The 26993-nt window shown below is 62.6% G+C and carries 21 protein-coding genes; 14 read left to right on the forward strand and 7 right to left on the reverse strand.

What is annotated here, in order from left to right:
- Positions 1–187: 187 nt before the first annotated feature.
- The 4 genes from B0G83_RS07885 to fixL form a co-directional block, all read right to left on the reverse strand.
- Positions 188–1138 (reverse strand): DUF2950 domain-containing protein, encoded by a 951-nt coding sequence (locus B0G83_RS07885; protein WP_105506883.1) that lies wholly within the window; start codon positions 1136–1138, stop codon positions 188–190.
- A gap of 20 nt (positions 1139–1158) precedes the next feature.
- Positions 1159–2502, reverse strand: coding sequence for a DUF3300 domain-containing protein (locus B0G83_RS07890; RefSeq protein WP_105506884.1), 1344 nt, complete (start codon positions 2500–2502; stop codon positions 1159–1161).
- Positions 2503–3124: 622 nt separating this feature from the next.
- A complete protein-coding gene (gene fixJ, locus B0G83_RS07895) occupies positions 3125–3769 on the reverse strand; it encodes an oxygen response regulator transcription factor FixJ (RefSeq protein ID WP_105506885.1) in 645 nt (214 codons plus the stop codon).
- Positions 3766–6282 carry an oxygen sensor histidine kinase FixL gene (gene fixL / locus B0G83_RS07900; RefSeq protein ID WP_105506886.1) on the reverse strand — a complete coding sequence of 839 codons (2517 nt, stop codon included), beginning with the start codon at positions 6280–6282 and terminating at the stop codon, positions 3766–3768. The genes fixJ and fixL overlap by 4 nt, the downstream gene beginning before the upstream one ends.
- A 275-nt stretch (positions 6283–6557) precedes the next feature.
- Here fixL and aceE point away from each other — a divergent pair, with 275 nt between their 5' ends.
- The 3 genes from aceE (at position 6558) to lpdA (ending at position 13028) form a co-directional block, all read left to right on the forward strand.
- The gene (gene aceE / locus B0G83_RS07905) at positions 6558–9254 is read left to right on the forward strand and encodes a pyruvate dehydrogenase (acetyl-transferring), homodimeric type (protein WP_105506887.1); all 2697 of its coding nucleotides are present in this window, start codon (positions 6558–6560) and stop codon (positions 9252–9254) included.
- Positions 9255–9339: 85 nt separating this feature from the next.
- The gene (gene aceF / locus B0G83_RS07910) at positions 9340–10959 is read left to right on the forward strand and encodes a dihydrolipoyllysine-residue acetyltransferase (RefSeq protein ID WP_105506888.1); all 1620 of its coding nucleotides are present in this window, start codon (positions 9340–9342) and stop codon (positions 10957–10959) included.
- A 266-nt stretch (positions 10960–11225) separates the two neighbouring features.
- Positions 11226–13028 (forward strand): dihydrolipoyl dehydrogenase, encoded by a 1803-nt coding sequence (gene lpdA / locus B0G83_RS07920; RefSeq protein WP_105506889.1) that lies wholly within the window; start codon positions 11226–11228, stop codon positions 13026–13028.
- Positions 13029–13410: 382 nt separating this feature from the next.
- On the opposite strand, the gene B0G83_RS07925 is transcribed toward lpdA, so the two are convergent.
- The gene (locus B0G83_RS07925; protein ID WP_105506890.1) at positions 13411–13983 is read right to left on the reverse strand and encodes a phasin family protein; all 573 of its coding nucleotides are present in this window, start codon (positions 13981–13983) and stop codon (positions 13411–13413) included.
- 779 nt (positions 13984–14762) lie between these two features.
- Between B0G83_RS07925 and pbpG the strand changes: the two genes are divergently transcribed.
- Complete coding sequence (gene pbpG / locus B0G83_RS07930) at positions 14763–15950, forward strand: D-alanyl-D-alanine endopeptidase (protein WP_105506891.1); 1188 nt, start codon at positions 14763–14765, stop codon at positions 15948–15950.
- A gap of 126 nt (positions 15951–16076) precedes the next feature.
- On the opposite strand, the gene B0G83_RS07935 is transcribed toward pbpG, so the two are convergent.
- The gene (locus tag B0G83_RS07935; RefSeq protein ID WP_105506892.1) at positions 16077–16883 is read right to left on the reverse strand and encodes an IclR family transcriptional regulator; all 807 of its coding nucleotides are present in this window, start codon (positions 16881–16883) and stop codon (positions 16077–16079) included.
- A gap of 179 nt (positions 16884–17062) precedes the next feature.
- Here B0G83_RS07935 and B0G83_RS07940 point away from each other — a divergent pair, with 179 nt between their 5' ends.
- Both B0G83_RS07940 and B0G83_RS07945 read left to right on the forward strand, forming a co-directional pair.
- The gene (locus B0G83_RS07940) at positions 17063–17785 is read left to right on the forward strand and encodes a (Fe-S)-binding protein (protein ID WP_105506893.1); all 723 of its coding nucleotides are present in this window, start codon (positions 17063–17065) and stop codon (positions 17783–17785) included.
- A gap of 139 nt (positions 17786–17924) precedes the next feature.
- Entirely contained in the window at positions 17925–19340 is a 1416-nt protein-coding gene (locus tag B0G83_RS07945; protein ID WP_105506894.1) for a lactate utilization protein B, read from the forward strand.
- 137 nt (positions 19341–19477) lie between these two features.
- On the opposite strand, the gene B0G83_RS07950 is transcribed toward B0G83_RS07945, so the two are convergent.
- Positions 19478–20044, reverse strand: coding sequence for a hypothetical protein (locus B0G83_RS07950; RefSeq protein WP_105506895.1), 567 nt, complete (start codon positions 20042–20044; stop codon positions 19478–19480).
- 267 nt (positions 20045–20311) lie between these two features.
- On the opposite strand from B0G83_RS07950, the gene B0G83_RS07955 reads away from it, so the two are divergent.
- From B0G83_RS07955 to hscA, 8 genes are all read left to right on the forward strand, one after another.
- Complete coding sequence (locus tag B0G83_RS07955) at positions 20312–20551, forward strand: hypothetical protein (protein ID WP_105506896.1); 240 nt, start codon at positions 20312–20314, stop codon at positions 20549–20551.
- A gap of 194 nt (positions 20552–20745) precedes the next feature.
- Positions 20746–21243 carry a low molecular weight protein-tyrosine-phosphatase gene (locus B0G83_RS07960; RefSeq protein WP_105506897.1) on the forward strand — a complete coding sequence of 166 codons (498 nt, stop codon included), beginning with the start codon at positions 20746–20748 and terminating at the stop codon, positions 21241–21243.
- Between the two features lie 153 nt (positions 21244–21396).
- On the forward strand, positions 21397–21927 hold the full coding sequence (gene iscR, locus B0G83_RS07965; RefSeq protein ID WP_094783140.1) for a Fe-S cluster assembly transcriptional regulator IscR: 531 nt from the start codon (positions 21397–21399) through the stop codon (positions 21925–21927).
- A gap of 86 nt (positions 21928–22013) precedes the next feature.
- A complete protein-coding gene (locus tag B0G83_RS07970) occupies positions 22014–23237 on the forward strand; it encodes an IscS subfamily cysteine desulfurase (protein WP_105507203.1) in 1224 nt (407 codons plus the stop codon).
- Positions 23238–23309: 72 nt separating this feature from the next.
- Positions 23310–23723 carry a Fe-S cluster assembly scaffold IscU gene (iscU, locus tag B0G83_RS07975; RefSeq protein ID WP_035546491.1) on the forward strand — a complete coding sequence of 138 codons (414 nt, stop codon included), beginning with the start codon at positions 23310–23312 and terminating at the stop codon, positions 23721–23723.
- Between the two features lie 181 nt (positions 23724–23904).
- Complete coding sequence (gene iscA, locus B0G83_RS07980; protein ID WP_035546490.1) at positions 23905–24228, forward strand: iron-sulfur cluster assembly protein IscA; 324 nt, start codon at positions 23905–23907, stop codon at positions 24226–24228.
- A gap of 173 nt (positions 24229–24401) precedes the next feature.
- Complete coding sequence (gene hscB / locus B0G83_RS07985) at positions 24402–24929, forward strand: Fe-S protein assembly co-chaperone HscB (RefSeq protein WP_105506898.1); 528 nt, start codon at positions 24402–24404, stop codon at positions 24927–24929.
- A gap of 177 nt (positions 24930–25106) precedes the next feature.
- Entirely contained in the window at positions 25107–26978 is a 1872-nt protein-coding gene (gene hscA / locus B0G83_RS07990) for a Fe-S protein assembly chaperone HscA (protein ID WP_105506899.1), read from the forward strand.
- The last annotated feature ends 15 nt before the right edge of the window (positions 26979–26993 follow it).

Here is a 26993-nt window from a genome sequence, read left to right on the forward strand (position 1 = left end):
ACGGATTCCCGCGCGCGAGCGACGTAGAGCATGCGTTGGGACGCTTGAGAGGCGGGCGGCGCGCGCGACAACGAGCCGCGCATGACGCGTTCCCGACACCTGCTTCGGCACGGCACCGCCGCCGTGGCACGCGGCAGACCGGCCGCGGTCGGCCGGCACCCGACCGACCGCAGCCTCATCGCCACCTTTAAGGCTGCGGCACCGCCTGCCAGCTATCGTCGGGATCGAACGCCCGGATCGCGGCCGCCGCCCGCGCGGTCTGCGGACCGAGGTTCTTCTGATACACCTGCCCGTCCCGATTGACGACGAAGCTCATCACGCCCGTCTTGCCATACTCGGCCGGCGACGCGATCAGCCCGAATCCGTCCGTCATCGCCCCGTTCAACACATAGTTGTGCGCGCCGCCCTGCGCATGCGCACCTTGCGCGGTCAGGATTCGATAGTGATAGCCGTGGTAGGCCTCCTTGGGCAGCGTGCCGTTCGGCATCGTGGCGGCGAGCGGGCCGAGCGGGCTTTCCGTTTCGCCGGGCGCCGTCGCCCAGTACAGGCCGTCGTGCTGTCCCGGTGTACTCACGAAGCGCTCGGCGTAGCGCTGGGTCAGATTGTGATAATCGTTTTGCGCATCGAGATAAGCGAGCGAGGTCATGATCGCCGCGCGCTCGTTACGCCCGATGCGGCGCGTCAGCATTTCGCTGCTCGCTCCGGGTGGATCGAAGCGCCAGCCGTGCGCGACCTGCACGAGCGGAATCGGCAGGGTCCAGCCGCTGTCGCCGACCGCTAGATGCGCGGTCGCGTGGCCGTGGCCTTTGCCGGTGGTCGGGTCGTCGACGATCTGATGGCCCTTCGACCAGGCGCCGAGGAACTGGTAGATATCGTCCTCGCCGATGCCTTCGGTCGGAATGAAGCGAGGGTAATCGCTGCCGAGCACATGTTTGAGCGCCCCTTCGTCGTTACGCGAGAGGGCGTCGACGAATGCCTTGGCGGCGTCGTCGGCACTGGGGTAGACCGCTTGAGCGTGCGCGGCCGGCGCGGCGATCAGCAAGGCCAATGCCATCAGCAGCGTGCCGGCCGTGCCGAATTCGGCGGCGAGTGTTGCAAGGTGGGCGCGCAGCGCGCCGCGTGGGGATAAGCGCATCATCAGAGACTCCTCTTGATCGTTCAACGGCCGCGGCCGAAATGGTGTCCACCGCCACCGCCTCCGCCGCCGCCCCCACCACCGCCGAGCCTGCCGCCGCCAGCGCCGCCGGCCCCACCACGCTGGACGCCGCCGCCGTTCGCACCGAGCCCGCCGCCCGCGCGCTGCTGGCCGCCGCCGTTCGCACCGAGGCCGCCGCCCGTGCGCTGCTGGCCGCCGCGATTCGCGAGCGATTCGCGACTCGACTGGCCGCGCTGCATATCCTGCCGGGCATTGTTGCCGTCGCCGGCGCCGCGCAGCGCGTTATCGCGATTGACGTTTTGCGCGCGATTCTGCAAATCGGCGTTCGCCGTGCCGCCCTGGTGGATCCCTTGCACGCGCTGGCTCGCGTTGCCGCTCAGATTTTGCCCGGTGCGATTCTGCAGGGTTTGCTGCGCCTGGGCGCGGGCGTCGTCGCGGCCACGGTAGGCATCGCGCTGCGCGCCGCCGCCGAGATTGTTGTTGCCGTTGCGGTTCAGATTCGCGTTGTTGACGTTGCGGTTGACGTTGGCGTTGCGGTTCCAGTTCGTCGTGTTGCTGTTGACGTTGAGCCGGTTGTTCACATTGACGTTGTTGTAGCGATTGACGTTGATGTTGACGTCGTGCGTGTTCCAGTTGAAGCCGCCCCACAGCGAATTCGCCACGGCGACGCCGGCGCCGAACGCGAGACCCGCGGCGAGACCGCTCGCGATCGCATAGCCGGGCGGCGGCGGCACATACACCGGCGGATACGCCGGGTAAGGCCAGGTGCCATACACCACCGTGGGGTTATAGGTCGGCACATACACCACCTGCGGATTGGCCGGCACGATCTGAATCGTGCTCTGCTCGACCACGACCTTCTGCTGCGAACTCGTCTTCAGATTGCCGGCGGCCTGCGCCTGCTTGCGCAGACGCTGCACGGAGTCCATCACATCGTTCGACTGGCCCAGAAAAGCGGTGCCCAGTTGCGCGACCCAGTCGGGTTTCGAGGCCATCGTGGCAAGCACCTGCGGAAACGCGACCAGCGACTGCACGCTCGGATCCCACGGCTCGGCGGCGACGGCCTTGACCGCGTCGTCGCCTTGCAGTTTCGAGTTCGCTTTCGACCACGCCGCCGCGGCCTGCACGTCCTGCGGAAAGGTCGAGGCCATCAGCACCTGCGCGAGCAGCGCGTCGGGATACAGCGCAATCGGCGCGGTCAGTGAGTCGAGCTGCTGGTTCGACATCTTCGGCGCGTTTTGCGCATGGACCGCGTTCGGCGCGAGCAGTCCGATGAAGAGTGGCGCCCCGGCCAGAGCGGCGCAGACCAGCACCACCCGCGAGCGGTGTGCTCCGGATCGTTTCACGATGAGATCCTCCCGGTTGTGTAAGACGCGAGACGTCGATGCGCAGCTAACGCTGCGCCGGTTCACGGCAATGGAACGGACGACGGAGCAAACGGCGGCGTAAAAACAGGCAGCAGCGAGGCAAGACGGCAAACGCCAGGCGTTGCGACGGCAACGCGGGCGAGACGCGGGAAGAGGATGAAACGGCCGGATGCGCGACGGCCATTGCCTTGCCGGGCCGGCCGACCCTGCATGCGGCGTTCGCGGCACGTCATTCCATGTTGATCGTGCATTGGCCATTCCCGTTAAGGCGCTCTGTTTAAATTAGGGCGCGCAGCGAGGCTTGTCAATCACGTCAGAGGAAAACGGGATTCAGACCGGGGTAAGCGATTGCTGAGTCATGCGTAACGATTCGCACGGGTGGGCGTTGTCGAAGCGAGGTGCCGAATCTTTTCAGTGGTGCGGGAATGGAGCGGGAAACAGAGGGGCCAAGGAAGGCGAGAGGCAGGACAGCGGGGCAAGATGACAAGGGCACCGGCACGCACGCATAACGGGCGCGGGCGCCTCGGGCCGGACTGTGTCGGAAGTCCGGCCGTGTTCCACTGTTCAGATCGGCGTGCAGCGGCGAGCGCCGCTACCGATCTTATTGCGCCTGTTGCGGCTTGTTCGACAGCGCCAGTCGCAGCAGATCGGCGACCGTGTTGACGTTGAGCTTTTCCATGATGTTCGCGCGATGTGCTTCGACCGTCTTGATGCTGATGCCGAGGTCGTCGGCGATCTGCTTGTTCAGACGGCCGGCGATGATGCGCTCCAGCACCTGGTGCTCACGCGCGGTCAGCTTGCCCAGACGCTCGGCGGCGGCCCGCTGTTGCTGGACGCTGGTGCTTTCGCTGCGCGCCTTGTCGAGCATGCGCTCGACCAGCTTGCGCAACTCGGCTTCGTCGAACGGTTTTTCGATGAAGTCCATCGCGCCTTTTTTCATCGTCGACACCGCCATCGGCACGTCGCCATGGCCCGTCACGAAGATGATCGGCAGCACGGAGTTGTCGGCGATCAGACGTTCCTGCAACTCGAGTCCGCTCATGCCGGACATCCGCACATCGAGAATCAGACAGGCGATCTGGCCCGGATGCGTATGCGGCTGCCACGCGTCGATGAACTGCTCGGCGCTGGAGAAGCATTGCACGCGGTAGCCGTTCGCCTCCAGCAGCCAGCGCAGCGAATCTCGTACGGCCTCGTCGTCGTCGACGACAAAGACGGTTTCCTGTGTGGTGACTGGGCTGTTCATAGCTCTCCCGTAACGGTTTGTGGTGTCGGCGCCTCTGACCCGCCGTTGCTCGGGCCGTCAGGCTCTCCAATAGGCAGACTGCAATGGAACGTGGCGCCTGTGATGTGGCCGTCGGATTCGACGTTGTTGACCACCCACAGACGGCCGCGGTGCGATTCGATAATCGAACGGCAAATGTTCAGCCCCATGCCCATACCATCGGACTTGGTGCTGTAAAACGGTTCGAACAGACGCTCGGCGGTGGCCTCGTCCACCCCCGGACCCTGATCGACGACGCTGATGCAAACAAACCCGCTCTCCAGCCGCACGACCACGCGGATCACGGGGTCGACGGCGTTCGGCCGCGCTTCGGCCATTGCTTCGGCGCCGTTCTTCAGCAGGTTGACCAGCACCTGCTCGATCAGCACCGGGTCGACGTAGATCACCGGCAGACGCGAGCGCAGATCGGTGACGATCCGGATGCGCCGCTTGCGTACTTCGATTTCCGCCAGTCCCACCGCGTCGGCGACGATATCGGCGACGCGTGTGGCCTGGCGCTTCGGCTCGCTGCGCTTCACGAACTCGCGAATCCGCTTGATGATCATGCCCGCCCGCACCGCCTGCTGGGCGGTCTTTTCGAGTACCGGCAGCAGGTTGTCGGGAGTGGTGCGACCGGATTTAACCAGCGCCACGGTGCCGGAGCAATAGTTATTGATGGCGGCGAGCGGCTGATTCAGTTCGTGCGCGAGCGACGAGGCCATTTCGCCCATCGTCATCAGGCGGCTGGTGAACTGCAGTTTTTCGTCCTGCTGGCGCGACAGTTCCTGCGCCTGCTTGCGGGTGGTGATGTCGGTCGCGATCTGCATCTGCGCGAGGTGGCCGTCCACCCACTGAATGTACTGGCGGCGCACTTCGAACCACTTCTGGATACTTTGCACGTAGATTTCCTGTGCATCGGCGGTGCTTTCGGTCAGCGCCGCGGCGGGCAGTCCCGCGTAGGTATCCACCATATCGATCGAGTCGGACGAGGCCTGTGCGCTATCGAACCCGCCGCCCGCCAATTCCAGATGGCCGTCCGGCCGAATCCCGAACAGATGGCGGTAGTAGCGGTTGGCGAACAGCAGCTCGGCTTCGTCGGCGGCGAGCACGGAGACGGCCGCGTCGAGGCTTTCGAGCACCGTGGTGAAGCGCTCGTGCGCGGCGGCGAGTTCTTCGCGCGCGCGTTTCGGTTCGGTGATGTCGGTCATGGACGACATCCAGCCGGTTTGGCGGCCCGAACTGTCGATCAGCGGCGATACATAGAGACGGGCGTGGAACGTCGAGCCGTCTTTGCGGCGCACCCGCAATTCGAAGCCCGACGACGGCGCCTTGCCGCGCAGTGTCATATCGAGCTGGCGTTGCATCTCCGGGTACGAATCGCGCGGCCAGTAAGCGAACGGCGCGTTCTTGCCGACCAGGTCGCTTTCGTCCCAGCCGGTCATGCGGCAGAACGCCGGATTCACGTGTGTGATGCGGCCGTGCATGTCGAGCACACGCATGCCGATCAGGACGGAGTTTTCCATCGCACGGCGGAAGAACGCTTCGGCGTACAGCGCCTGCTGCGCTTCGAAACGTTGCCGCGTGTGCTTCCACAAACTCCACAGACTCCACAGCACGAAGCACGACAGACCGGCCACCAGCCAGACGAGCGTGTTGTTGGTGAAGTTGGTCATCTGCGGGAACGCGTAGACGCGTACCGAGACGCCTTGGCCCGGCGGGTCGAGCGGCAGATCGTAGAACATGTCGCGCGGCAAGCGCGGGCGGGTCGACGTGGTGGTCAACTCGCGGTTGTTCACGTCGATGATGGAGATTTTGTATTTAGCCGACAACTCGGGCGGAATGTCGTGCTTCAGGATGCCTTCCACCGAGAACACGGCGGCAATCGTGCCGAGAAAATCGCGGTCGCGAAACACCGGCGTTTGCAGCGTGATGTAGCCGTTGCCGACGTCGTCGTAGATCAGCGGGGAGTAGACCTGGCGGCGCGTGTTGCGCGCCTCGGTGAAGGCGGCTTTGACCGCCTCGTCCATTTGCGCGTCGTTCGGTTTGGCGAGACGCTGGCCGAACACGGGCAGCGCGGTATTGGGCCAGCGCGGCTGCTGCTGGCTCGTATACCAGTTCATGTAGAGGATCTCGGGATGCCCCTGCATGATGTCCGTGGTGGACACCTGGAACGAATGCGGATCGGCGTGGCCGGCGACCAGGTCGCGGGCGAGCGCCTGAATCTGTTCCTGCGCGCCCGTCATGGACAGGCGGATCTGCTGCTGCGCCCACGCGACATTACGGTAAAGCGTGTCTTCCTGCTGTTGCTGTTCGCGCCGATTCAGGCTCCACAAAATCAGACTCATGACGACCAGAAACACGAGGATCGACAGGAGCGGCGTCAGCAAATAGGAATTCGACCACCATGGTCCATGGTGCCAGCGGGAGGACGGCGTCGAATCCGCCGGCGAACCGGCGGTGCGCGCCGAGCGAGCGAAAAGCCGTTCGGTCAACATGCGTGGCATTGTAGCGCAGCAGGTCACTAGCAAATGGCGCAAAAAAGCGCTGAAAGTGCCATTAATCGGCGCAAACTAGCCGACGTATCCGTCGAACGGCAGTCAATTCAGGTTGCGCCGCAGCAATTTTCCGCATTATGAGAAGTGATCTCGCAATTCGAAAATTTTGTTGCGCGGACGTCGGGACCCCTTTTACAATCGGCCGAAGCTGCCGCGGCCGTGCTTCGTCCGCGTCGTCTGTTCAAAGAGCGTTCCTCTAAATCCAGGAGACGAGCATGTCCGCTGTACCCGACGAAGTCATGAAATATGTCGCCGCCGAAAAAGACGACGATCCCCAGGAAACCGGCGAATGGCTGGAAGCGCTGGATGGCGTGATTTCTGCTGTGGGCCCCGATCGTGCCCACTACCTGATCGAGAAACAGATCGAATTCGCCCGCGTGCATGGCGAACATCTGCCGTTCTCGGCTAACACCCCGTACATCAACACGATTCCGGTTGCGCGCCAGGCGAAAATCCCCGGCGACCAGGACATCGAGCACCGTATCCGTTCGTACACCCGCTGGAATGCCATTGCCATGGTGCTGCGCGCCGGCAAGGACACCAACGTCGGTGGTCACATCGCCTCGTTCGCGTCCGCGGCAACGCTGTACGACGTCGGCTACAACCATTTCTGGCACGCACCGTCGCCTGAACACGGCGGCGATCTGATTTTCGTGCAGGGCCATTCGTCGCCGGGTGTGTACTCGCGCGCGTTCCTGCTCGGCCGTCTGACCGAAAACCAGCTCGACAACTTCCGTCAGGAAGTGGGCGGCGAGGGCATCTCGTCGTATCCGCACCCGTGGCTGATGCCGGATTTCTGGCAGTTCCCGACCGTGTCGATGGGTCTCGGCCCGATCATGGCGATCTACCAGGCGCGCTTCATGAAGTACATGCACGCGCGCGGTATCGCGAAGACCACGGGCCGCAAGGTCTGGGCCTTCCTCGGCGACGGCGAAACGGACGAACCGGAATCGCTCGGCGCGATCGGCATGGCCGGCCGCGAACGTCTCGACAACCTGGTGTTCGTGATCAACTGTAATCTGCAGCGCCTCGATGGCCCGGTGCGCGGTAACGGCAAGATCATCCAGGAACTCGAAAGCGAATTCCGTGGCGCCGGCTGGAATGTCATCAAGGTCGTGTGGGGCAGCCGTTGGGACGCGCTGTTCCAACGCGATAAGTCGGGCGCGCTGATGCGCCGCATGATGGAAGTCGTCGACGGCGAATACCAGACGTACAAGTCGGAGTCTGGCGCGTATGTGCGCGAACACTTCTTCAACACGCCGGAACTGAAGGCGCTGGTCGCCGAATGGTCCGACGAGGACATCTGGAACCTGAACCGCGGCGGCCACGATCCGCACAAGATCTACGCTGCGTTCACCGAAGCGTCGAATTCGCAAGGCCAGCCGACCGTCATTCTCGCGAAGACGATCAAGGGCTACGGCATGGGCGAAGCTGGCCAGGCGATGAACATCACCCACCAGCAGAAGAAGCTGCATGTCGATCAGCTGAAGAAATTCCGCGATCAGTTCCGTCTGCCAATCACCGACGAAGACCTCGTCAACGTGCCGTACCTCAAGTTCGAGGAAGGTTCGAAGGAACTCGAATACATGCGCCAGAAGCGCATGGACCTCGGCGGCTATCTGCCGGCGCGCCGTCAGAAGGCCGAGTCGCTGCCGGTGCCGGCACTGACGGCATTCGAGCCGCTGCTGAAAGGCACGGGCGAAGGCCGCGAGATCTCCACGACGATGGCGTTCGTGCGGATCCTGAACATCCTGCTGAAGGACAAGGCCCTCGGCAAGCGTATCGTGCCGATCGTGCCGGACGAGTCGCGCACCTTCGGTATGGAAGGGTTGTTCCGTCAGATCGGTATCTGGAATCAGGACGGCCAGAAGTACGTGCCGGAAGATTCCGACCAGCTGATGTTCTACCGTGAGTCGGAAACCGGTCAGATTCTGCAGGAAGGCATCAACGAAGCCGGTGGTATGGCGGACTGGATCGCTGCCGCGACTTCGTACTCGACGCACGGCGAGACGATGATTCCGTTCTACATCTTCTACTCGATGTTCGGCTTCCAGCGTATCGGCGATCTGTGCTGGGCGGCGGGCGACATGCGTTCGCGCGGCTTCTTGCTGGGTGGCACGGCGGGCCGTACGACGCTGAACGGCGAAGGTCTGCAACACGAAGATGGCCACTCGCTGCTGTGGGCCGCTTCGGTGCCGAACTGCATCAGCTATGACCCGACGTTCGGTTACGAACTCGCCGTCATCGTGCAGGACGGCCTGCGCCGCATGGTCGCGGATCAGGAAGACGTGTACTACTACATCACGGTGATGAACGAAAACTACGAGCACCCCGCGATTCCGCAGGGCGAAGCGGTAGCGGCCGACATCGTCAAGGGTATGTACGCGTTCAGCAAGGCGCAAGCCGATGCGAAGGCGCCGCGCGTCCAGCTGATGGGCGCGGGCACGATCTTCAACGAAGTGATCGCCGCCGCCGAGCTGCTGAAGAACGACTGGGGCGTCGCCGCCGACCTGTGGAGCGTGCCGAGCTTCACCGAACTCGCGCGCGAAGGCCACGAAGTGCAGCGCTACAACCTGCTGCACCCGAATGAAGAAAAGAAGCTCTCGCACGTCGAGAAGCTGCTCAAGGACGCACAAGGCCCGGTCATCGCATCGACCGACTACGTGCGCGCGCTGACCGAGCAGATCCGCGCGTTCGTGCCGCAGAAATTCGTCGTGCTGGGCACGGACGGCTACGGCCGTTCGGACACGCGTGAAAAGCTGCGTCACTTCTTCGAAGTCGACCGCTACTGGGTCACGGTTGCCGCGTTGAATGCACTGGCAGATGAAGGCACGATCGAACGCAAGGTCGTCGCCGAGGCGCTCAAGAAGTACGACCTTGATCCCGCCAAACCCAACCCGATGACCGTCTAAGGCATCATTCCCCGTGTGCCACGGCGTGCGTGCCGGCTCCTGATTCCAGGAGCCGGCTGCGTGCGCGGCCCAGGAGACACTAACAATGAGTCAAGCGATCGAAGTCAAGGTGCCGGACATCGGCGATTACAAGGACATTCCTGTGATCGAGGTGCTGGTGAAGGCGGGTGATACCGTCGAGAAAGAGCAATCGCTCGTTACGCTGGAGTCCGACAAGGCGACCATGGACGTGCCGAGCTCGGCCGCCGGCGTCGTCAAGGAAGTGAAGGTCAAGGTCGGCGACAACGTGTCGGAAGGCGTGCTGATCGTCGTGCTGGAAGCGGCTGAAGGCGGGACGGCTGCTCCGGCTCCCGCGCCTGCCGCAGCGCCGGCTCCCGCACCGGCTGCGAGTGGTGGTGGTGGTCTGCAGGACGTGAAGGTGCCGGATATCGGCGACTACAAAGACATTCCCGTGATCGAAGTCTCGGTGAAGGTCGGCGATCGCGTCGAGAAAGAGCAGTCGCTGGTCACGCTCGAATCCGACAAGGCGACCATGGACGTGCCGAGCTCGGTCGCCGGCGTCGTCAAGGAAGTGAAGGTCAAGGTCGGTGACAACGTGTCGGAAGGCTCGGTGATCGTCGTGGTCGAAGCCGAGGGCGGCGCTGCTGCCCCGGCGGCGCCCGCGCCGAAGCAGGCGGTCGAGAAGCCGTCCGACGCGCCGGCCACGCCGTCGCCCGCACCGGCGCAACCGTCGGCGCTGGCTCAGGCCCCCGTGATTCAGGCTGGCGAAGGTTCGCGTCACGCGAGCCATGCGTCGCCGTCCGTGCGCAAGTTCTCGCGCGAACTCGGTGTGGACGTTGCACAGGTGCAAGGTACGGGGCCGAAGGGTCGCATTACGCAAGCCGACGTCACCGCGTTCATCAAGGGTGTGATGACCGGTCAGCGCGCTGCGCCGGCAGGTGCGGCCGCACCGGCTGCCGCAGGTGGCGGCGAGCTGAATCTGCTGCCGTGGCCGAAGGTCGACTTCACGAAGTTCGGTCCGGTCGATCCGAAGCCGCTGTCGCGTATCAAGAAGATCTCGGGCGCGAATTTGCATCGCAACTGGGTCATGATTCCGCACGTCACGAATAACGACGAAGCGGATATCACCGAGCTCGAAGCGCTGCGCGTGCAGTTGAACAAGGAAAACGAAAAGTCGGGCGTCAAGATCACGATGCTGGCTTTTGTTATCAAGGCGGTCGTGTCCGCGTTGAAGCAGTTCCCGACGTTCAATGCCAGCCTCGATGGCGATAACCTGGTGTTCAAGCAGTACTTCCATATCGGGTTTGCTGCGGATACGCCGAATGGGTTGGTCGTTCCAGTTATTCGCGATGCGGACAAGAAGGGTCTGGTCGAGATCGCGAAGGAAATGACCGAACTGTCCAAGGCCGCTCGCGACGGCAAGTTGAAGCCGGATCAGATGCAAGGCGGGTGCTTCTCCATCTCGTCGCTGGGCGGGATCGGTGGCACTAACTTCACGCCGATTATCAATGCGCCTGAAGTCGCCATTCTCGGGTTGTCGCGTGGCGCGATGAAGCCGGTTTGGGATGGGAAGCAGTTTGTTCCGCGTCTGGTCTTGCCGCTTTCTTTGTCGTATGACCATCGGGTGATCGATGGGGCTGCCGCGGCTCGGTTTAACGCGTATCTGGGTGCGATTCTTGCCGATTTCCGGCGTGTGATTCTTTGATTGGGTGATGTTTGTGCGGGGGTGCGGGTTGTTTGTCTGTCTGTTATCCGCGTCTCTCTGTAGAACCTGATTTCACGGTGGTCTATTAGCGTCGCCCCTGTGCGGGGCGGCACCTACTTTTCTTTGTCTTCCAAAGAAAAGTAGGCAAAAGAAAGGCGCGTCCTTCGGCGGACTGCAAAGGATGATTCTGTCCTTCTTTCTGCCAGCTTTTAGGCTGTTTTGTGGCTTGTTCTTTCCATCACCGATCAATAAGAGAAGGGGACACTATGAGTCTCGTCGAAGTTAAAGTGCCGGATATCGGTGACTTCAAAGACGTCGATGTCATCGAAGTCAATATCAAACCGGGCGATGTCATCGAGAACGAACAGGCTCTCATGACCCTGGAGTCCGACAAGGCCTCCATCGAAGTGCCCAGCGATACCGCCGGCACCGTCAAGGAAGTTCGCGTCAAAGCCGGTGACAAAGTCTCGCAAGGCACCGTGATCGCACTGGTCGAGTCGTCGGCCGATGCGGCACCGGCGAAAGAGGCGCCCAAGGCGCCCGCCAAAGAACCCGAAAAGGCTCCGGCTCAAGCCGAGGCGAAGCCGCAAGCGGCGCAAGCTGCGGCGCCCAAGGCCGCCGCGCCCGCTCCGCAAGCGGGTAGCTTCTCCGGTAGCGCCGATATCGAATGCGACATGCTCGTGCTCGGCTCAGGCCCCGGCGGTTATTCGGCGGCGTTTCGTTCGGCCGATCTGGGTATGAAGACGGTGCTCGTCGAACGTTATTCGACGCTCGGCGGCGTCTGTCTGAACGTCGGCTGTATTCCGTCGAAGGCGCTGTTGCACACGGCGCTCGTTATCGACGAAGCCGAAGCGCTCGGCGCGCATGGCATCACGTTCGCCAAGCCGCAAATCGATCTCGACAAACTCCGTGACTTCAAGGCCGGCGTCGTCAAGAAGCTCACCGGCGGTCTCGCCGGCATGGCCAAGGCGCGTAAGGTCGAGGTGGTGACGGGTAACGGCGCGTTTGTCGATCCGAATCACATGGAAGTGCAGACGGAAGCCGGCAAGAAGGTCGTCAAGTTCAAGCAGGCCATCATCGCCGCGGGTTCGGAAGCGGTGAAGCTGCCGTTCATTCCGGAAGATCCGCGCGTGGTCGACTCGACCGGCGCGCTCGAACTGCGTCAGATTCCGCAACGCATGCTGGTGATCGGCGGCGGCATCATCGGGCTGGAAATGGCCACGGTGTACGCCACCCTCGGCGCGAAAATCGACGTAGTCGAAATGCTCGACGGTCTGATGGCCGGCGCGGATCGCGATCTGGTCAAGGTCTGGGAAAAGTACAACAGCAAGCGTTTCGCCAACGTCATGCTGAAGACCAAAACCACCGCGGCCGAAGCGAAAGACGACGGCATCTACGTGTCGTTCGAAGGCGAAAAAGCCCCGGCTGAAGCGCAACGCTATGACCTCGTGCTGGTCGCCGTCGGCCGTACGCCGAACGGCAAGAAGATCGGCGCGGATAAGGCCGGCGTCGCCGTGTCGGATCGCGGCTTTATCGACGTCGACAAGCAGATGCGCACCAACGTGCCGCACATCTTCGCGATCGGCGATATCGTCGGCCAGCCGATGCTCGCGCACAAAGCCGTGCACGAAGGTCACGTCGCCGCCGAAGCCGCTCACGGCGAAAAGGCGTATTTCGACGCGCTGCAGATTCCGTCGGTGGCCTACACCGATCCGGAAGTGGCTTGGGCAGGCAAGACGGAAGACCAGCTGAAAGCCGCCGGCATCAAGTTCGGTAAGGCGGTGTTCCCGTGGGCCGCGTCAGGCCGCGCGATCGCCAACGGCCGTGACGAAGGCTTCACGAAGCTGCTGTTCGACGAGGAAACGCTTCGCGTGATCGGCGGCGGTATCGTCGGTCTGAATGCGGGCGACCTGATCAGCGAAGTCTGTCTCGCGATCGAAATGGGTGCGGATGCAACGGATATCGGTAAGACGATTCACCCGCATCCGACGCTCGGCGAATCGATCGGCATGGCCGCCGAGTTGTACGAAGGCGTCTGTACAGATCTGCCGCCGGTGAAAAAGAAGTAAGGCGGTTCGGCTCGCCTGCGCCTCATGCAGGCGAGTTCGACAAAGCTCACGCCAATGAAAAAACGGCGCGCCCCGCAAAGGGCGCGCCGTTTTTTCATTTCAGCTCGTATTTACTACCCGTCTCAAACCAGCACCGCGTTGTCGCTCAACCGCCGTGACACCTTGCTACGCCTGAGCGCAGCGGGCAAGCGCCAAAAAAAATCCCGGCCATTCGCCGGGCAAACGATACGTTGTTCAACGTATCGGAGCGTCCAGCCAATTAACACCGTGTGAGCGGCAACGGCGCGACGCTGTTGCTTAAGATAACGCCGGCGCCGCGAAAGAGCGGGGCCGGCGCGTAGTGCGACGAATGCTGCCAGTGCTACGAAGTGCTGCCTGAAACTTAAACCGTCTTCTTGGCCGAGCGCGATGCTTGAGCAGCGGCTTGCGAAGCTGCCTTCGAAGCGGCCGTTGCGGCTGCATTGAAGTTGCTTTCGGCGATTTCAACAGCTTGCTTCGTTGCCTTGTGAACCGTTTCGTACGTCGTGTTAGCGGCGGTGATCGCCGACTTGATCACGGCGACAGCCGTTTCCGAACCAGCCGGAGCGTTCTTCGCGACGTTTTCGACGAGCGACTGAACCTTGCGGTTTTGCTCTTCGAATTGCGCTTCAGCGACGCGGGTGAATTCACCTTGCGTTGCCGAGACGATTTCATACACGTGACGGCCGTACGACAGCGCCTTTTCGGCAACCGGCTGCGCGAGGCTGGCTTGCAGTGCCAGCAATTCCTGACCGTCTTTCACGGACAGGGCGCGTTGGGCATTTTCCTGGCTTTCCGCAATCGTCGACTTCACGACTTGCAGGTTCAGCTCAACCAGCTTTTCGACGCCTTCAAATGCTTTGGTCGTCAGGCCGAACAGCGTTTCAAAGTTGGCTTTCTGGGCTGCGGCGAATTGCTCAGGGGTCAGCAGAGTCATGGTTTACGCTCCTGGATTGCGGTCTGTCTGTGCGGACCGCTTTGGGTAAATGGCGAGACGCCTTGAAGCTCGTCCCCCCGAACCGCGATGTATTGTGCATCGCAGCAATGGTTCCCATTTTAGGATGACTGCGACGAATGTCAAGTGCTTTTTGTGCGTCGCACAATATTAAGAAAGTGTTGATAAAACAATACCTTATGCAGTCAGCATGACGATCGTATGACGCAAGTTAAATTGACCGCCGCACCGTGCTGGTGCGCGACAGAACCGCATTTGTTACCGATTTCACGAGCTGTTTCGACCGTCGGCAGCGAGGAATGGTGCGAGGCGGTAATATCCGGGCTGTGACAAAAAATCCTCAAACGACAATTCGATGTAAACCGGAAACTGTCACGGAACGTTAATGCGCTATGCGTGTCGAATGCGCGTTGGCGGTTTCCAGCAGGCGTTTAACAGCGCCGCGGCGAGGCCCCATTAGCGTTCCATGGCACGAGCAATGCGTGACTCGCCTGTGCTCCGACCGTATTTCCCCTGATCAAGGTTGTCTCGACAATGCCGTTATGCTGGAAGAATCATCTCGATTCGAGTGCATGACGGCGGCGACGGGGCGATGCCCGGTAGCGATTGTTTTTTTCGATCGACCGGTGGCACTTATTCGTGTTTTTGCGATCGGATCTTACAAGCCGGTTTAAGGAGCGCGTATAAGTGCTTAAAATTGCTAATTTTTCGTTGTTTTACTACACTTGCGGAAACCTCTCGCCGCTCCCTACCGAACACCCATGAAAACCGACATGTTTTCGTCGCTAAAAGTGATCCACGGCGCGGCCCGCAGCACCGCTCTGTCGGTGGCCGCCTCCATGGTCATCGCAGCGGCGTTCGCCACGCCCGTGAGCGCTTTTGCCGCCACACCCGCCGCAGCACCCGCAAAAACTTCCAAACACGCTAAAACCGCCAAAAAGCCCGCTGCCGCTACCGCCAAGGTCGCGAGCAAGTCGGTCAAGGCCGGCAAAGGCGCGGCCGTCAAGGCCGTCGCCGCGGACGACGACGCGCCCCGCGCGAGCGTCAAGCGCAAGCGCGTGACGTACACGTCGAACGGCCGCCGTCATACGGTGGTGCGTCGCGTCGCGTACGAGCCGCGTCAGCCGACCGTCGGCCAGGCATTCGGTCTGCACGAAACGCCGGACGCGCTGATGCTGCGTTCGAGCGTCGCGTACGTGATCGATCAGAATTCAGGCGAGTCGCTGTTCGACAAGAACTCGCGCGCCGTGGTGCCGATCGCGTCGATCACCAAGCTGATGACGTCGATGGTCGTGCTCGATTCGAAAGAGCCGATGACCGACCAGATCGAAGTCACCGACGAAGACCGCGACTACGAGAAGAACACCGGCTCGCGTCTGTCGGTGGGCTCGGTGCTGTCGCGTGAAGACATGCTGCATATCGCGCTGATGGCGTCGGAAAACCGTGCCGCCGCCGCGCTGTCGCGTTACTTCCCGGGCGGTCGTCCGGCGTTCCTCGCGGCCATGAATGCCAAGGCCAAGCAACTCGGCATGACCGACACGCACTTCGAAAACCCCACGGGTTTGACGAGTCAGAACGTGTCGAGCGCGCGCGACCTCGTGAAGATGGTCAACGCCGCGTATCAATATCCGCTGATCCGCAAGTTCTCGACCGATCACAGCTACGAGGTGTACACCGGCAAGCGTTCGCTGGCGTACAACAGCACCAATGCACTGGTGCGTAACCCCACGTGGGACATCGGTCTGCAAAAGACCGGCTTCATCAACGAAGCAGGGGAGTGTCTGGTGATGCAGGCAACCATTCACGGCCGCCCGATGATCATGGTGCTGCTCGACTCGTCGGGTAAGTATTCGCGTTTCGCGGACGCGACGCGTCTGCGCACGTGGCTGGACAATGGCGGCGATCAGGCGCGTATCACCAGCGCGGATGCCGGCGGTCCGGGCACCTGAAGCGTTACGGCGGCCCGTTCTTCGTGAACCGGCCGCGCCATGAAAAAAGCCTCGCGGCATGCATGTGCCGCGAGGCTTTTTTCTATTCGGCGCTCGGCGCGAGCGAGCTGCCTGCCTAATGAAAACTCACGCGTGATGGCCGTGCGAATGGTCCTGCGGAATTTGCGGCCGATACCCCAGCGACTCGGAAATCAGCAACGCGGTCTGGCTGAGCTGGCCGAGCCATGAGTCCTGCAGGCGATCCGCCGGCGCGGACAGCGACAGACCGGCGACCAGCTTGCCGGTGTCGTCGTAAATGCCGGCCGCGATACAGCGCACGCCTAGTTCCAGCTCCTCGTTGTCGCGCGCGGAGGCTTGCTGGCGCACGATCGACAGCTCACGTTCGAGTTTCGTCAGATCCGTAATGCTGTTCTGCGTGTGGCCTGACAGACCGGTACGCGTGGCGTAAGCGCGCACGCGGGTCGATTCGTCGGCGGCGAGGAACAGCTTGCCCACCGAGGTCAAATGCAGCGGCGCCCGTCCGCCGATCGCCCGCACCACCTGCATGCCCGAGCGTTCGGAATAGGCGCGCTCGATATAGACGATCTCGTCGCCCTGGCGTACCGACAGATTCACCGTTTGCCCCGTCTGACGATGCAATTCGCGCATCGGCGTGAGTGCCGCGTCACGCACCGACAGCCGCGCTTTCACCAGATTGCCCAATTCGAGCAGGCGCATGCCGAGACGGTACGTGCCGGGGTCCGAACGATCGACCAGCCGGCACATCACCATATCGTTCAGGATGCGGTGCGCGGTGGACGGATGCAGTTCCGTACGGATGGCGAGTTCTTTCAGGCTGACCGGGTCGCTATGCGCGGCGAGGGCGTCGAGCAAGCGCATCATGCGTTCGATCACCTGGATCGAAGTTTTGGGATCCGGGTTCGTGTCGCTCATGGGAGGAATCGGTTGACGCGTCAAACAGCGGAAATTGATTGTATCTCGTATTGTGAAAAAAGCGAACGCGGTTGGAAAACCTATTCCAATTTAACGCCTCGTTCGTCTTATGGCTTCCGGCCGTTGGTATTGTCCGCCAAACAGCGGATAATCAGTCACGTTTTCCCGAAGGAGGGCTCATGCGAGTCGGATTGTTCGTCACCTGCCTGATCGACCTGATGCGGCCCGAAATCGGTTTTTCAGTGATCAAGCTGATCGAAGGCGCGGGTTTCGAGGTGGTCGTGCCGCCCGCGCAAACCTGCTGCGGACAGCCGGCGTACAACTCGGGGGAACGGCGCATCGCGCGCGACCTGGCCGAAAAAACGCTGCGCGAATTCGAACAGTTCGACTACGTCGTGGTGCCGTCCGGCTCGTGCGGCGGCATGATCCGCGCGCACTACGGCGACCTCTTCGGCAACGACCCCGAGATGATGAACCGCTTCGGCCGGCTGCGCGCCAAGGTGTTCGAGCTCACGGATTTCCTCGTCAACGTGGCCAGGGTGCAGTTGCAGCCGGGCGAGTTCGCGGGCCAGGTGACTTATCACGATTCCTGTTCCGGTTTGCGCGAACTCGGCGTCAAGGCGCAGCCGCGCGCGTTGTTGAAACAGGTGGGCGTGGCCGTGACGGAGATGAAGGATTGCGAGCACTGCTGCGGCTTCGGCGGCACGTTCGCGGTGAAGTACGGCGATATCTCCACGGCGATCGTCGACGAAAAATGCGCGAATATCGGCGCGAGCGGCGCGGGCACCGTGGTGCTCGGCGACCTCGGCTGCATGCTCAATATAGAAGGCCGTCTGCGGCGCACCGGCGATTCCACCACGCGCGTGCTGCACATCGCGCAGGTGTTGGCCGGCGACGTGTAGCGGCGTCGGCGGCGCGGCGCGTGATCGGCCGCGCGGCGCACCGCGCCGGTTCGCATCATGCTTTTCATGCATTTCGTTTCGCGCGCGTCGGGGCGCGCGTTCCGATTCGCGGTCCGATTCGATTACGCATAAGGCGGCCATGCAAGTTCAATCGATGCAATTCAAGGCGCGCGCCGGTCAAAAACTCGCCGACCAGCGTCTGCAGCAGAACCTGACCAAGCTGTCGACCAAGTTCGTGTCGGCGCGCGCTATCGCCGTGAACGCGATCGACTTTCCGGCCACGCGCGCGGCGCTCAAGGAGCGTCGCAACCGCGCGCTGGAGAACCTCGACGTGTGGCTCGAAGCGTTCGAGCGCGAGGCCAGCCGGCGCGGCGTGACGGTGCTGTTCGCCGAGACGACGCAGGAAGCCGCGCGGCTCGTCGGCGAAATTGCACGTCGGCATGACGTGAAGAAGGTGATCAAGACGAAGTCGATGGTCACCGAGGAAATGCGCCTGAACGAAGTGCTCGGCCAGATGGGCGTGGAGTCGATCGAAACCGATCTCGGCGAATACATCCTGCAGATCAACGGCAACGAGCCGCCGAGCCACATCATCGCGCCGGTCGTCCATAAAGATAAGGACGAGATCGCCGACCTGTTCGCGAAGACGCACGGCCGGCCGCGTCTGACCGAAGTTACCGACATGACGCGGGAAGCGCGCGAGGTGCTGCGTCCGCATTTTATGACCGCGGACATGGGCGTGACGGGCGGCAACTTCGTGGTGGCGGAAACCGGCTCGGTCGTGCTCGTCACGAACGAGGGCAACGAGGGCATGTGCACGGTGATGCCGCGCGTGCACGTTGCCGTCACGGGGATCGAAAAAGTGTTGCCGACGCTGGAAGATCTGGCAACGGCGATGCGTCTGTTGCCGCGCTCCGCAACCGGGCAGGCCACGTCGAATTATTTTTCGGTGCTGACCGGACCGCGCGGCGACGGCGATCAGGACGGCCCCGAGCATATGTATGTGGTGCTGGTGGATGGCGGCCGCACGGGGCTGATCGGCGGCGACTTTCAGGAGATGCTGCGCTGTATCCGCTGCGGCGCGTGCATGAACCATTGTCCGGTTTATCAAAAGGTGGGCGGGCACGCGTACGGCTGGGTTTATCCTGGCCCAATGGGTTCGGTGTTGACGCCGAGTTACGTCGGCCTCGACAAGGCGCTCGATTTGCCGCAGGCCGCAACCTTATGCGGCGAGTGCAATAGCGTCTGTCCGGTGGGTATTCCGTTGTCGGACCTGCTGCGCAAATTGCGCGAGAAACAGGTGGAGCGGCGGCTGCGGCCGTGGAAGGAGCGGGCGGGGCTGGCGGTGTGGGGCTTTCTGGCGCTGCATCCCGATGCTTATGCGCTTTTTACCAAACTGGCCGTGCGTGTGCTGGAGCGGATGGGCGGCCGCAATCGGTCGATCGCGAAGTTGCCGCTGGGCGGCGCCGGCTGGACTAATACACGCGACATGCCGGCGCCGGTCGGGCGTACGTTCAGGGAGTTGTACGTGGCGCAGCGCAGTCACATTGGCTGAAGCGGGGCTCAGCAGCCCGCAACCGCGCGTTCAACTTTCAGGCTGGTTGATTTTCAGGCGCCGAGTCTGAGTAAAGAAGGCCGGTCGAAAAAAATCAGGGTGACGCCCACTGATTGCCGACCCGGCCACCGCCCACTCTAGTGATTCGTCATCCCGGACGGGTTTCGGCCCTCGTCGCCTCGCGGCCGGCTCTGGTTTCCGCCGCCACCTCCATTACCTCGCCCCCCGCCGTTACCCGCTTGCGGCGGTGACGGCGGTGGCCCGCCGGCACCCGGTCGAGGCCCGCTCGATCCACTCGGCCCGCCGGGGCCGCCCACCGCGCCGCGCGGCGGCGGTCCGCCTTGTCCGCCGTTATTGGGCTGGCCATGCCAGCCGCCACCCTGGCCGCGATTGCCGTTATTAGGCCAATCGCCCCGGTATCCCGAATTGCCGCGATAACCTGGCCCCGGACCGTAATAGCGTCCAGGCCCGTCGTAGTATTCCGGCCCCGAATAACTGCCGTAGCCGAGATAGACGTTGCTTTGCGGCACGACCGGCACGCCGGGCGCGTAGCCGCCGTCATTGTCGTAGCCGCTGTAACCGCCGCTGTAACCGCCGCCGTAGCCGTAGCCGTTGCCGACCATGGGCGTGCCGTCCGGATAGACCGCGCAGCCGCTGAGCAAGGTCGCGGCCACGAGTCCGATGAGTGGAGCAATGCGTTTCATGTGATGAACCGGCGCAAGGTTGTCATGTTTGTAAGACCGCCATTATCGCCAGTCGTCGCAAAAGCTTTGTATGTGTTTGTAAGGATTTTCTCTCTACAGCGCGTCGCGCTGAGCCCGCGTGCGGCGACTGGGTCAATGCACTGTTCCATCTGAAGCAACGCTGTATCTCGGTTGGCTGGGTTTTTCCCGATTGCGTATTCCTATAGGATTTCGACTGGGCATAGTGAGCCAAAAGCTCATCCGCCCCTAATCGGAAGAAACGACATCATGAAAAAGACAATATCGGTGTACTGGCCCCTCGCCCTCGTCGCAACCCTCGCCGTGGCAGCTTATTTGCATATTTGCGGCGACGCCGCGTCTCGCGCGAAGCAGGCGCCGCTCGCGGCCGACCAACTGACCGCTGAACTCGCACGCGCCGTCTCCTACGGCATGATCGACGACACCTCGACGCTGCCGGCGAAACCACTGCGCGCGGTCACGACGATGCCCTTGGCCGAAGCGTCGTAAGCGTCGTAAGCGCAAAGCCAGCGGGGTTCCTGTCGGCGAGGCGCTAACGCGCTCGCATCGAGCCGCCAGCCGGGCTGCCGCGACTGAGCCGCCTCCGGCAAGATTTCTGCCTGCTTTGTATAATCGCGCCACCGTTTTTCCAACCGTTGTTCCACGCGTTTAAAACCGCGCTTTAACGCCCCTGAAAACCTCTGATGAAAACTGTGTCCATCTGCTTCGTCTGCCTCGGGAACATCTGTCGTTCGCCGAGCGCGGAGGGCGTGATGCGACGTCTGGTTGACGAGGCCAGGTTGACGGAGCGCATCCTGATCGATTCGGCCGGCACGGGCGACTGGCACATCGGCCAGGCGCCGGACGAGCGCGCGCAGCAGGCCGCCGGCCGGCGAGGTTACGAACTGGCCGCATTGCGCGGCCGCCAGATCGGCGCCGCGGATTTCGAGCGTTTCGACCTGCTGATCGCAATGGACGACAAAAACGTCGCCGCGCTCCGCCAGGTCGGCGCGCCCGAGCAGCGCGAGAAAATCCGCCTGCTGATGGAGTTCGTGCCGGAATCGGACGGGCGTTGGGATGGCGCCCGCGAGGTCGTCGATCCGTATTTCGGCGGCGCGGAAGGTTTCGAACAGGTGCTGGACCAGTGTGAAGCCGCGTGCCGTGGGCTGATCGCGGCGTTGCGTCCCCAGTTGCTCGCGTAGTGCAGGCCGCTCCCGCGTCGAGGCGCCAGCCATGGCATCCAGACGTATCCAGCAATTAAGCAAATGACCCAAATCACGGTAGGGATACTTGACTAAATCGCTCATGTATTTATACTTGACCAAACTTGTCGAGAATTGCGGTTCCCACACCATATGAGACTCACCACGAAAGGCCGTTTCGCCGTCACGGCGATGATTGACCTGGCACTGCGCCAGGAGCAGGGCCCGGTGACGCTTGCGGGTATCAGCCAGCGCCAACACATCTCCCTGTCGTACCTCGAACAGCTGTTTGGCAAGCTGCGTCGTCATGAAATCGTCGAGTCCGTGCGCGGACCGGGCGGCGGCTACAATCTGGCCCGCCGCGCCGAAGACGTGACCGTCGCCGACATCATCATCGCGGTCGACGAGCCGCTCGACGCCACCCAGTGCGGCGGCAAGGGCTCGTGCGAGGGCACCAAGCAACACGACGGCCACTGCATGACGCACGAACTGTGGTCCACGCTGAATCAGAAAATGGTCGAGTACCTGGATTCGGTGTCGCTCAAAGACCTGGTCGACCAGCAGCGTTCGCGTGAGGGCGCGCCGGCGGTATTGCGCGACCGGCGCAACGAAGCGCCGGCGGTCGAGCCGGTGCGTGTGGCGCCGAAAGGGCCCAACTCAGTTTTCAACATGGCCGGTTCGTAGCGGGCGGTGCTTGCAGTAGAGCGAAGCATCGCAGCGAGATAAAAGAACCCAAGAAGCCAGAGCATATGACGTCCCCGGAGCAATTGATGAATAACGACTCTCTCCATCTGCCCATCTACATGGACTACAGCGCGACGACGCCGATCGATCCGCGCGTGGTGGACAAGATGATTCCGTACCTGCGCGAGCAATTCGGCAACCCCGCCTCGCGCAGCCACTCGTATGGCTGGGACGCGGAGCGCGCGGTCGAAGAAGCGCGTGAGAACGTGGCAAAGCTGGTGAACGCCGATCCGCGCGAAATCATCTGGACCTCGGGCGCGACGGAGTCGGACAACCTCGCCATCAAGGGCGCCGCGCACTTCTACAAGAGCAAGGGCAAGCACGTCATCACGGTGAAGACCGAGCACAAGGCCGTGCTCGACACCTGCCGCGAACTCGAGCGCGAAGGCTTCGAAGTCACGTATCTGGATGTGAAGGACGACGGTCTGATCGACCTCGACAAGCTGAAGGCGGCGATTCGCCCGGACACGATTCTGGTGTCGATCATGTCGGTGAATAACGAAATCGGCGTGATTCAGGACATCGAGGCGATCGGCGAGATCACTCGTGAAAAGGGCATCATTTTTCACGTCGACGCGGCGCAAGCCACTGGCAAGATCGAGATCGATCTGCAAAAGCTGAAAGTCGACCTGATGTCGTTCTCGGCGCACAAGACCTACGGTCCGAAGGGCATCGGCGCGCTGTACGTGCGTCGCAAGCCGCGTATCCGTATCGAAGCGCAGATGCACGGCGGCGGTCACGAGCGCGGCATGCGTTCGGGCACGCTGGCCACGCACCAGATCGTCGGTATGGGCGAAGCGTTCCGTATCGCGCGTGAAGAAATGGCGACCGAAAACGAACGCATCCGTATGCTGCGCGATCGTCTGCTGCGCGGTCTGTCGGAAATGGAAGAAACGTATGTGAACGGCGACATGGAACAGCGTGTGCCGCACAACCTGAACATCAGCTTCAATTTCGTCGAAGGCGAATCGCTGATCATGGCGGTGAAAGATGTGGCGGTGTCGTCGGGTTCAGCGTGCACGTCGGCTTCGCTGGAACCGTCGTACGTGCTGCGCGCGCTCGGTCGTAACGACGAACTCGCGCACAGCTCGATCCGCTTCACGGTGGGCCGCTTCACGACCGAGCAAGATGTCGACTACGTGATCAACCTGCTGAAGACCAAGATTTCGAAGCTGCGCGATCTGTCGCCGCTGTGGGAAATGCACAAGGACGGGATCGATATTTCGACCATCCAGTGGGCAGCGCACTGACGCGCCGTGTTGGACAAAGTCGAATTTATCGAATTGCAAATTGCAGGTTGAAACGGATCAAGGAGTGTAATCATGGCTTATAGCGAAAAGGTGCTGGACCATTACGAAAACCCGCGCAACGTCGGTTCCTTCGCGAAAGACGACGACGCGGTCGGCACCGGCATGGTCGGTGCGCCGGCTTGCGGCGACGTGATGAAGCTGCAGATCCGCGTGGGCGCGGACGGCATTATCGAAGACGCGAAGTTCAAGACGTACGGCTGCGGTTCGGCCATCGCGTCGAGCTCGCTCGTCACCGAATGGGTGAAGGGCAAGACGCTCGACCAGGCCATGTCGATCAAGAACACGCAGATCGCCGAGGAACTGGCGCTGCCGCCGGTCAAGATCCACTGCTCGATCCTCGCGGAAGACGCGATCAAGGCAGCGGTCGCCGACTACAAGCAGCGTCATGGCGAAGCAGTCGTCGCCGGCGACAAGCAACACGCGTAACGCGGTTGCGGTGCGAGCCGAGTCTCGCACCAGAGTGAATCGAAGCGGGCGGCACAGGTGGAACGCGCCGTCCGGTATGAGCGATATTTGATGCAGGCAGGGTCGCAGCGCCTGAATTGCCACGTGAGCATTCAAACGTCCACGCGAGCAGACAGACAGGCGCCGCGCAATGAGAAACGCTATGGCAATTACGTTGACCGAAAAGGCAGCACAGCACGTCCAGAAGTATTTGATCCGTCGCGGTAAAGGCGTCGGCCTGCGCGTGGGCGTGCGCACCACCGGTTGCTCCGGCTTGGCCTACAAGCTCGAGTACGTGGACGAACTCGCGCCCGAAGACGAAGTGTTCGACTGCAACGGCGTGAAGATCATTGTCGACCCGAAGAGCCTGGCTTATATCGACGGTACGGAACTCGACTTCGCGCGCGAAGGGTTGAACGAAGGCTTCAAGTTCAACAATCCGAACGTGAAGGACGAATGCGGCTGCGGCGAGTCGTTCCGGGTGTAATCCGGGCATTGCCGCGTGCAGCGGATCGAAGGCGGCGCGTGCCGCCTTTTTAGTTTGATCCGCGCCTTCGTCTTGGGCCGACCGCCGCTTGCCGACCTCTGCTTGCAGTGCTTTCGAGCCGGGTTTTTAGACTGCACTCCGGTGCGCTTTCCTGAACGGACTCCTTCTATCCGATGGCCTCGCTGAACGACAGCCACTTCGACCTGTTCGATCTTCCGGCGCAATTCGCGCTCGACGCCGCGGCGCTCGATCACGCCTACCGCACGGTGCAGGCGCAGGTGCATCCGGACCGCTTCGCGGCGGCCGGCGACGCGCAAAAGCGCATCGCGATGCAATGGGCGACGCGCACGAATGAGGCGTATCAGACGCTGCGCGATCCGCTGAAGCGCGCCACCTATCTTCTGTCGCTGCGCGACGTCGACGTCGGCGCAGAGAACAATACGGCGATGGAGCCGGCGTTCCTGATGCAGCAGATGGAATGGCGCGAAGGCATTGAAGACGCAGCCGCGGCGAAGAACGTCGACGCGCTCGACGCATTGCTCACCGAACTGCGCGACGAAGAGCGCGTGCGCTTCAGCAAGCTCGGCGCGTTGCTCGACAGCGGCGCGAATCAGGCGGCGGGCGAGGCGGTGCGGCAATTGATGTTCATCGAGCGGGTGGCGTCGGAAATCGGCACGCAGATCGAGCGGCTCGAGAACTAGCGGCATAGACGTCAAGCGGCACACGGCACGCAGCACAGGCACGCAGCACACGGCGGGCGCTCCAGTGCCGCGGCGCTCCGCCTGAACCGGCGCGGCGCAAACCGACACGCAGTCGTAGAACTACATCCAGCAACGCGAAAATTCAGGACGGGGCGAAACGGCCCCGAGAAGATCCAGATGGCCCTACTGCAAATCTCCGAACCCGGCATGGCACCGGCGCCCCATCAGCGGCGTCTGGCGGTCGGTATCGATCTCGGCACCACCAATTCCCTCGTTGCCGCCGTACGCAGCGGCGTGCCCGACGTGCTGCCCGACGAAGACGGTCATGCGCTGCTGCCGTCGGTGGTGCGCTACCTGGAAAAGGGCGGCCGCCGGATCGGCCGCACGGCCAAGGCCGAAGCGGCGAGCGATCCGCGTAACACGATCGTGTCGGTCAAGCGCTTCATGGGCCGCGGCAAGGCGGAAGTGGAAGGCGCCGAAAACGCGCCGTACGATTTCGTCGACGCCCCCGGCATGGTGCAGATCCGCACCGTCGACGGTGTGAAGAGTCCCGTCGAAGTGTCGGCGGAAATTCTCGCGACACTGCGCCAGCGCGCCGAAGACACGCTCGGCGACGAACTGGTCGGCGCGGTCATCACGGTGCCCGCTTATTTCGACGAAGCGCAGCGCCAGGCTACCAAAGATGCCGCGCGTCTGGCCGGCCTGAACGTGCTGCGCCTGCTGAACGAGCCGACTGCCGCCGCGATCGCCTACGGGTTGGATAACGGCTCCGAAGGCCTGTTCGCGGTGTACGACCTCGGCGGTGGCACCTTCGATCTGTCGATCCTCAAACTCACCAAGGGCGTGTTCGAAGTGCTGGCGGCTGGCGGCGATTCCGCGCTCGGCGGCGACGATTTCGATCACGCGCTGTACCGCCACGTGCTGGAGCAGGCGGGCATCGCACCGCAATCGCTTTCACCCGAAGACGTGCGTCTGCTGCTCGACAGCGTACGCGTGACCAAGGAGGCGCTGTCGAGCGCGTCCTATACAACCCTGGCAGTAACGCTTTCGAACGGCGTCACGCTCGATCTGACGATCGACGAGGCTACTTTCGAGTCGATCACGCAGGCGCTGGTGCAACGCACGCTCGGTCCGACGAAAAAAGCGCTGCGCGACGCCAAGGTCACCACCAAAGAGATCAACGGCGTGGTGCTGGTCGGCGGCGCGACGCGCATGCCTGTCGTCCGTCGCGCGGTCGAGTCGCTGTTCGGCCAGCCGCCGCTCACCAATCTCGACCCGGATCAGGTCGTCGCGCTCGGCGCGGCGATCCAGGCCGATTTACTGGCCGGCAACCGTGGCGCGGACGGCGACGACTGGCTGCTGCTCGACGTGATTCCGCTGTCGCTTGGCGTCGAAACGATGGGCGGCTTGACCGAGAAGATCATTCCGCGCAACTCGACGATTCCGGTCGCGCGCGCGCAGGATTTCACGACCTTCAAGGACGGCCAGACGGCAATGGCGATCCACGTCGTGCAAGGCGAGCGCGAGCTCGTCAGCGATTGTCGTTCGCTCGCGCGCTTCGAGCTGCGCGGCATTCCGCCGATGGCAGCCGGCGCGGCGCGGATTCGCGTCACGTATCAGGTGGACGCGGACGGTCTGCTGTCCGTGTTCGCGCGTGAGCAGGGCTCGGGCGTGGAAGCGTCGGTGGTGGTCAAGCCGTCCTACGGCCTCGCCGACGACGACATCGCCAAAATGCTCGAAGACAGCTTCTCGACCGCCGAAGTCGACATGCGCGCCCGCGCGCTGCGCGAGGCGCAGGTCGAAGCGCGCCGCCTGGTCGAAGCGACCGACGCGGCGCTGGCCGCCGACGCCGAGTTGCTCGACGACAGCGAACGCGCCGAACTCGACGCGTTGCTGGGCGCGCTGCGCGACATCGCCGGCAGCGACAACGCCGACGCGATCGAAGCCGCCACCAAAACGCTCGCCGAAGGCACCGACGAATTCGCCGCACGCCGCATGAACAAGGGCATTCGCCGCGCGCTTGCCGGCCGTAAGCTCGACGAGATCTGAATCAACGCGCAGGGC

Origin of the sequence: Paraburkholderia sp. BL21I4N1 (assembly GCF_002973525.1) — a bacterium.
Taxonomy (GTDB): domain Bacteria; phylum Pseudomonadota; class Gammaproteobacteria; order Burkholderiales; family Burkholderiaceae; genus Paraburkholderia.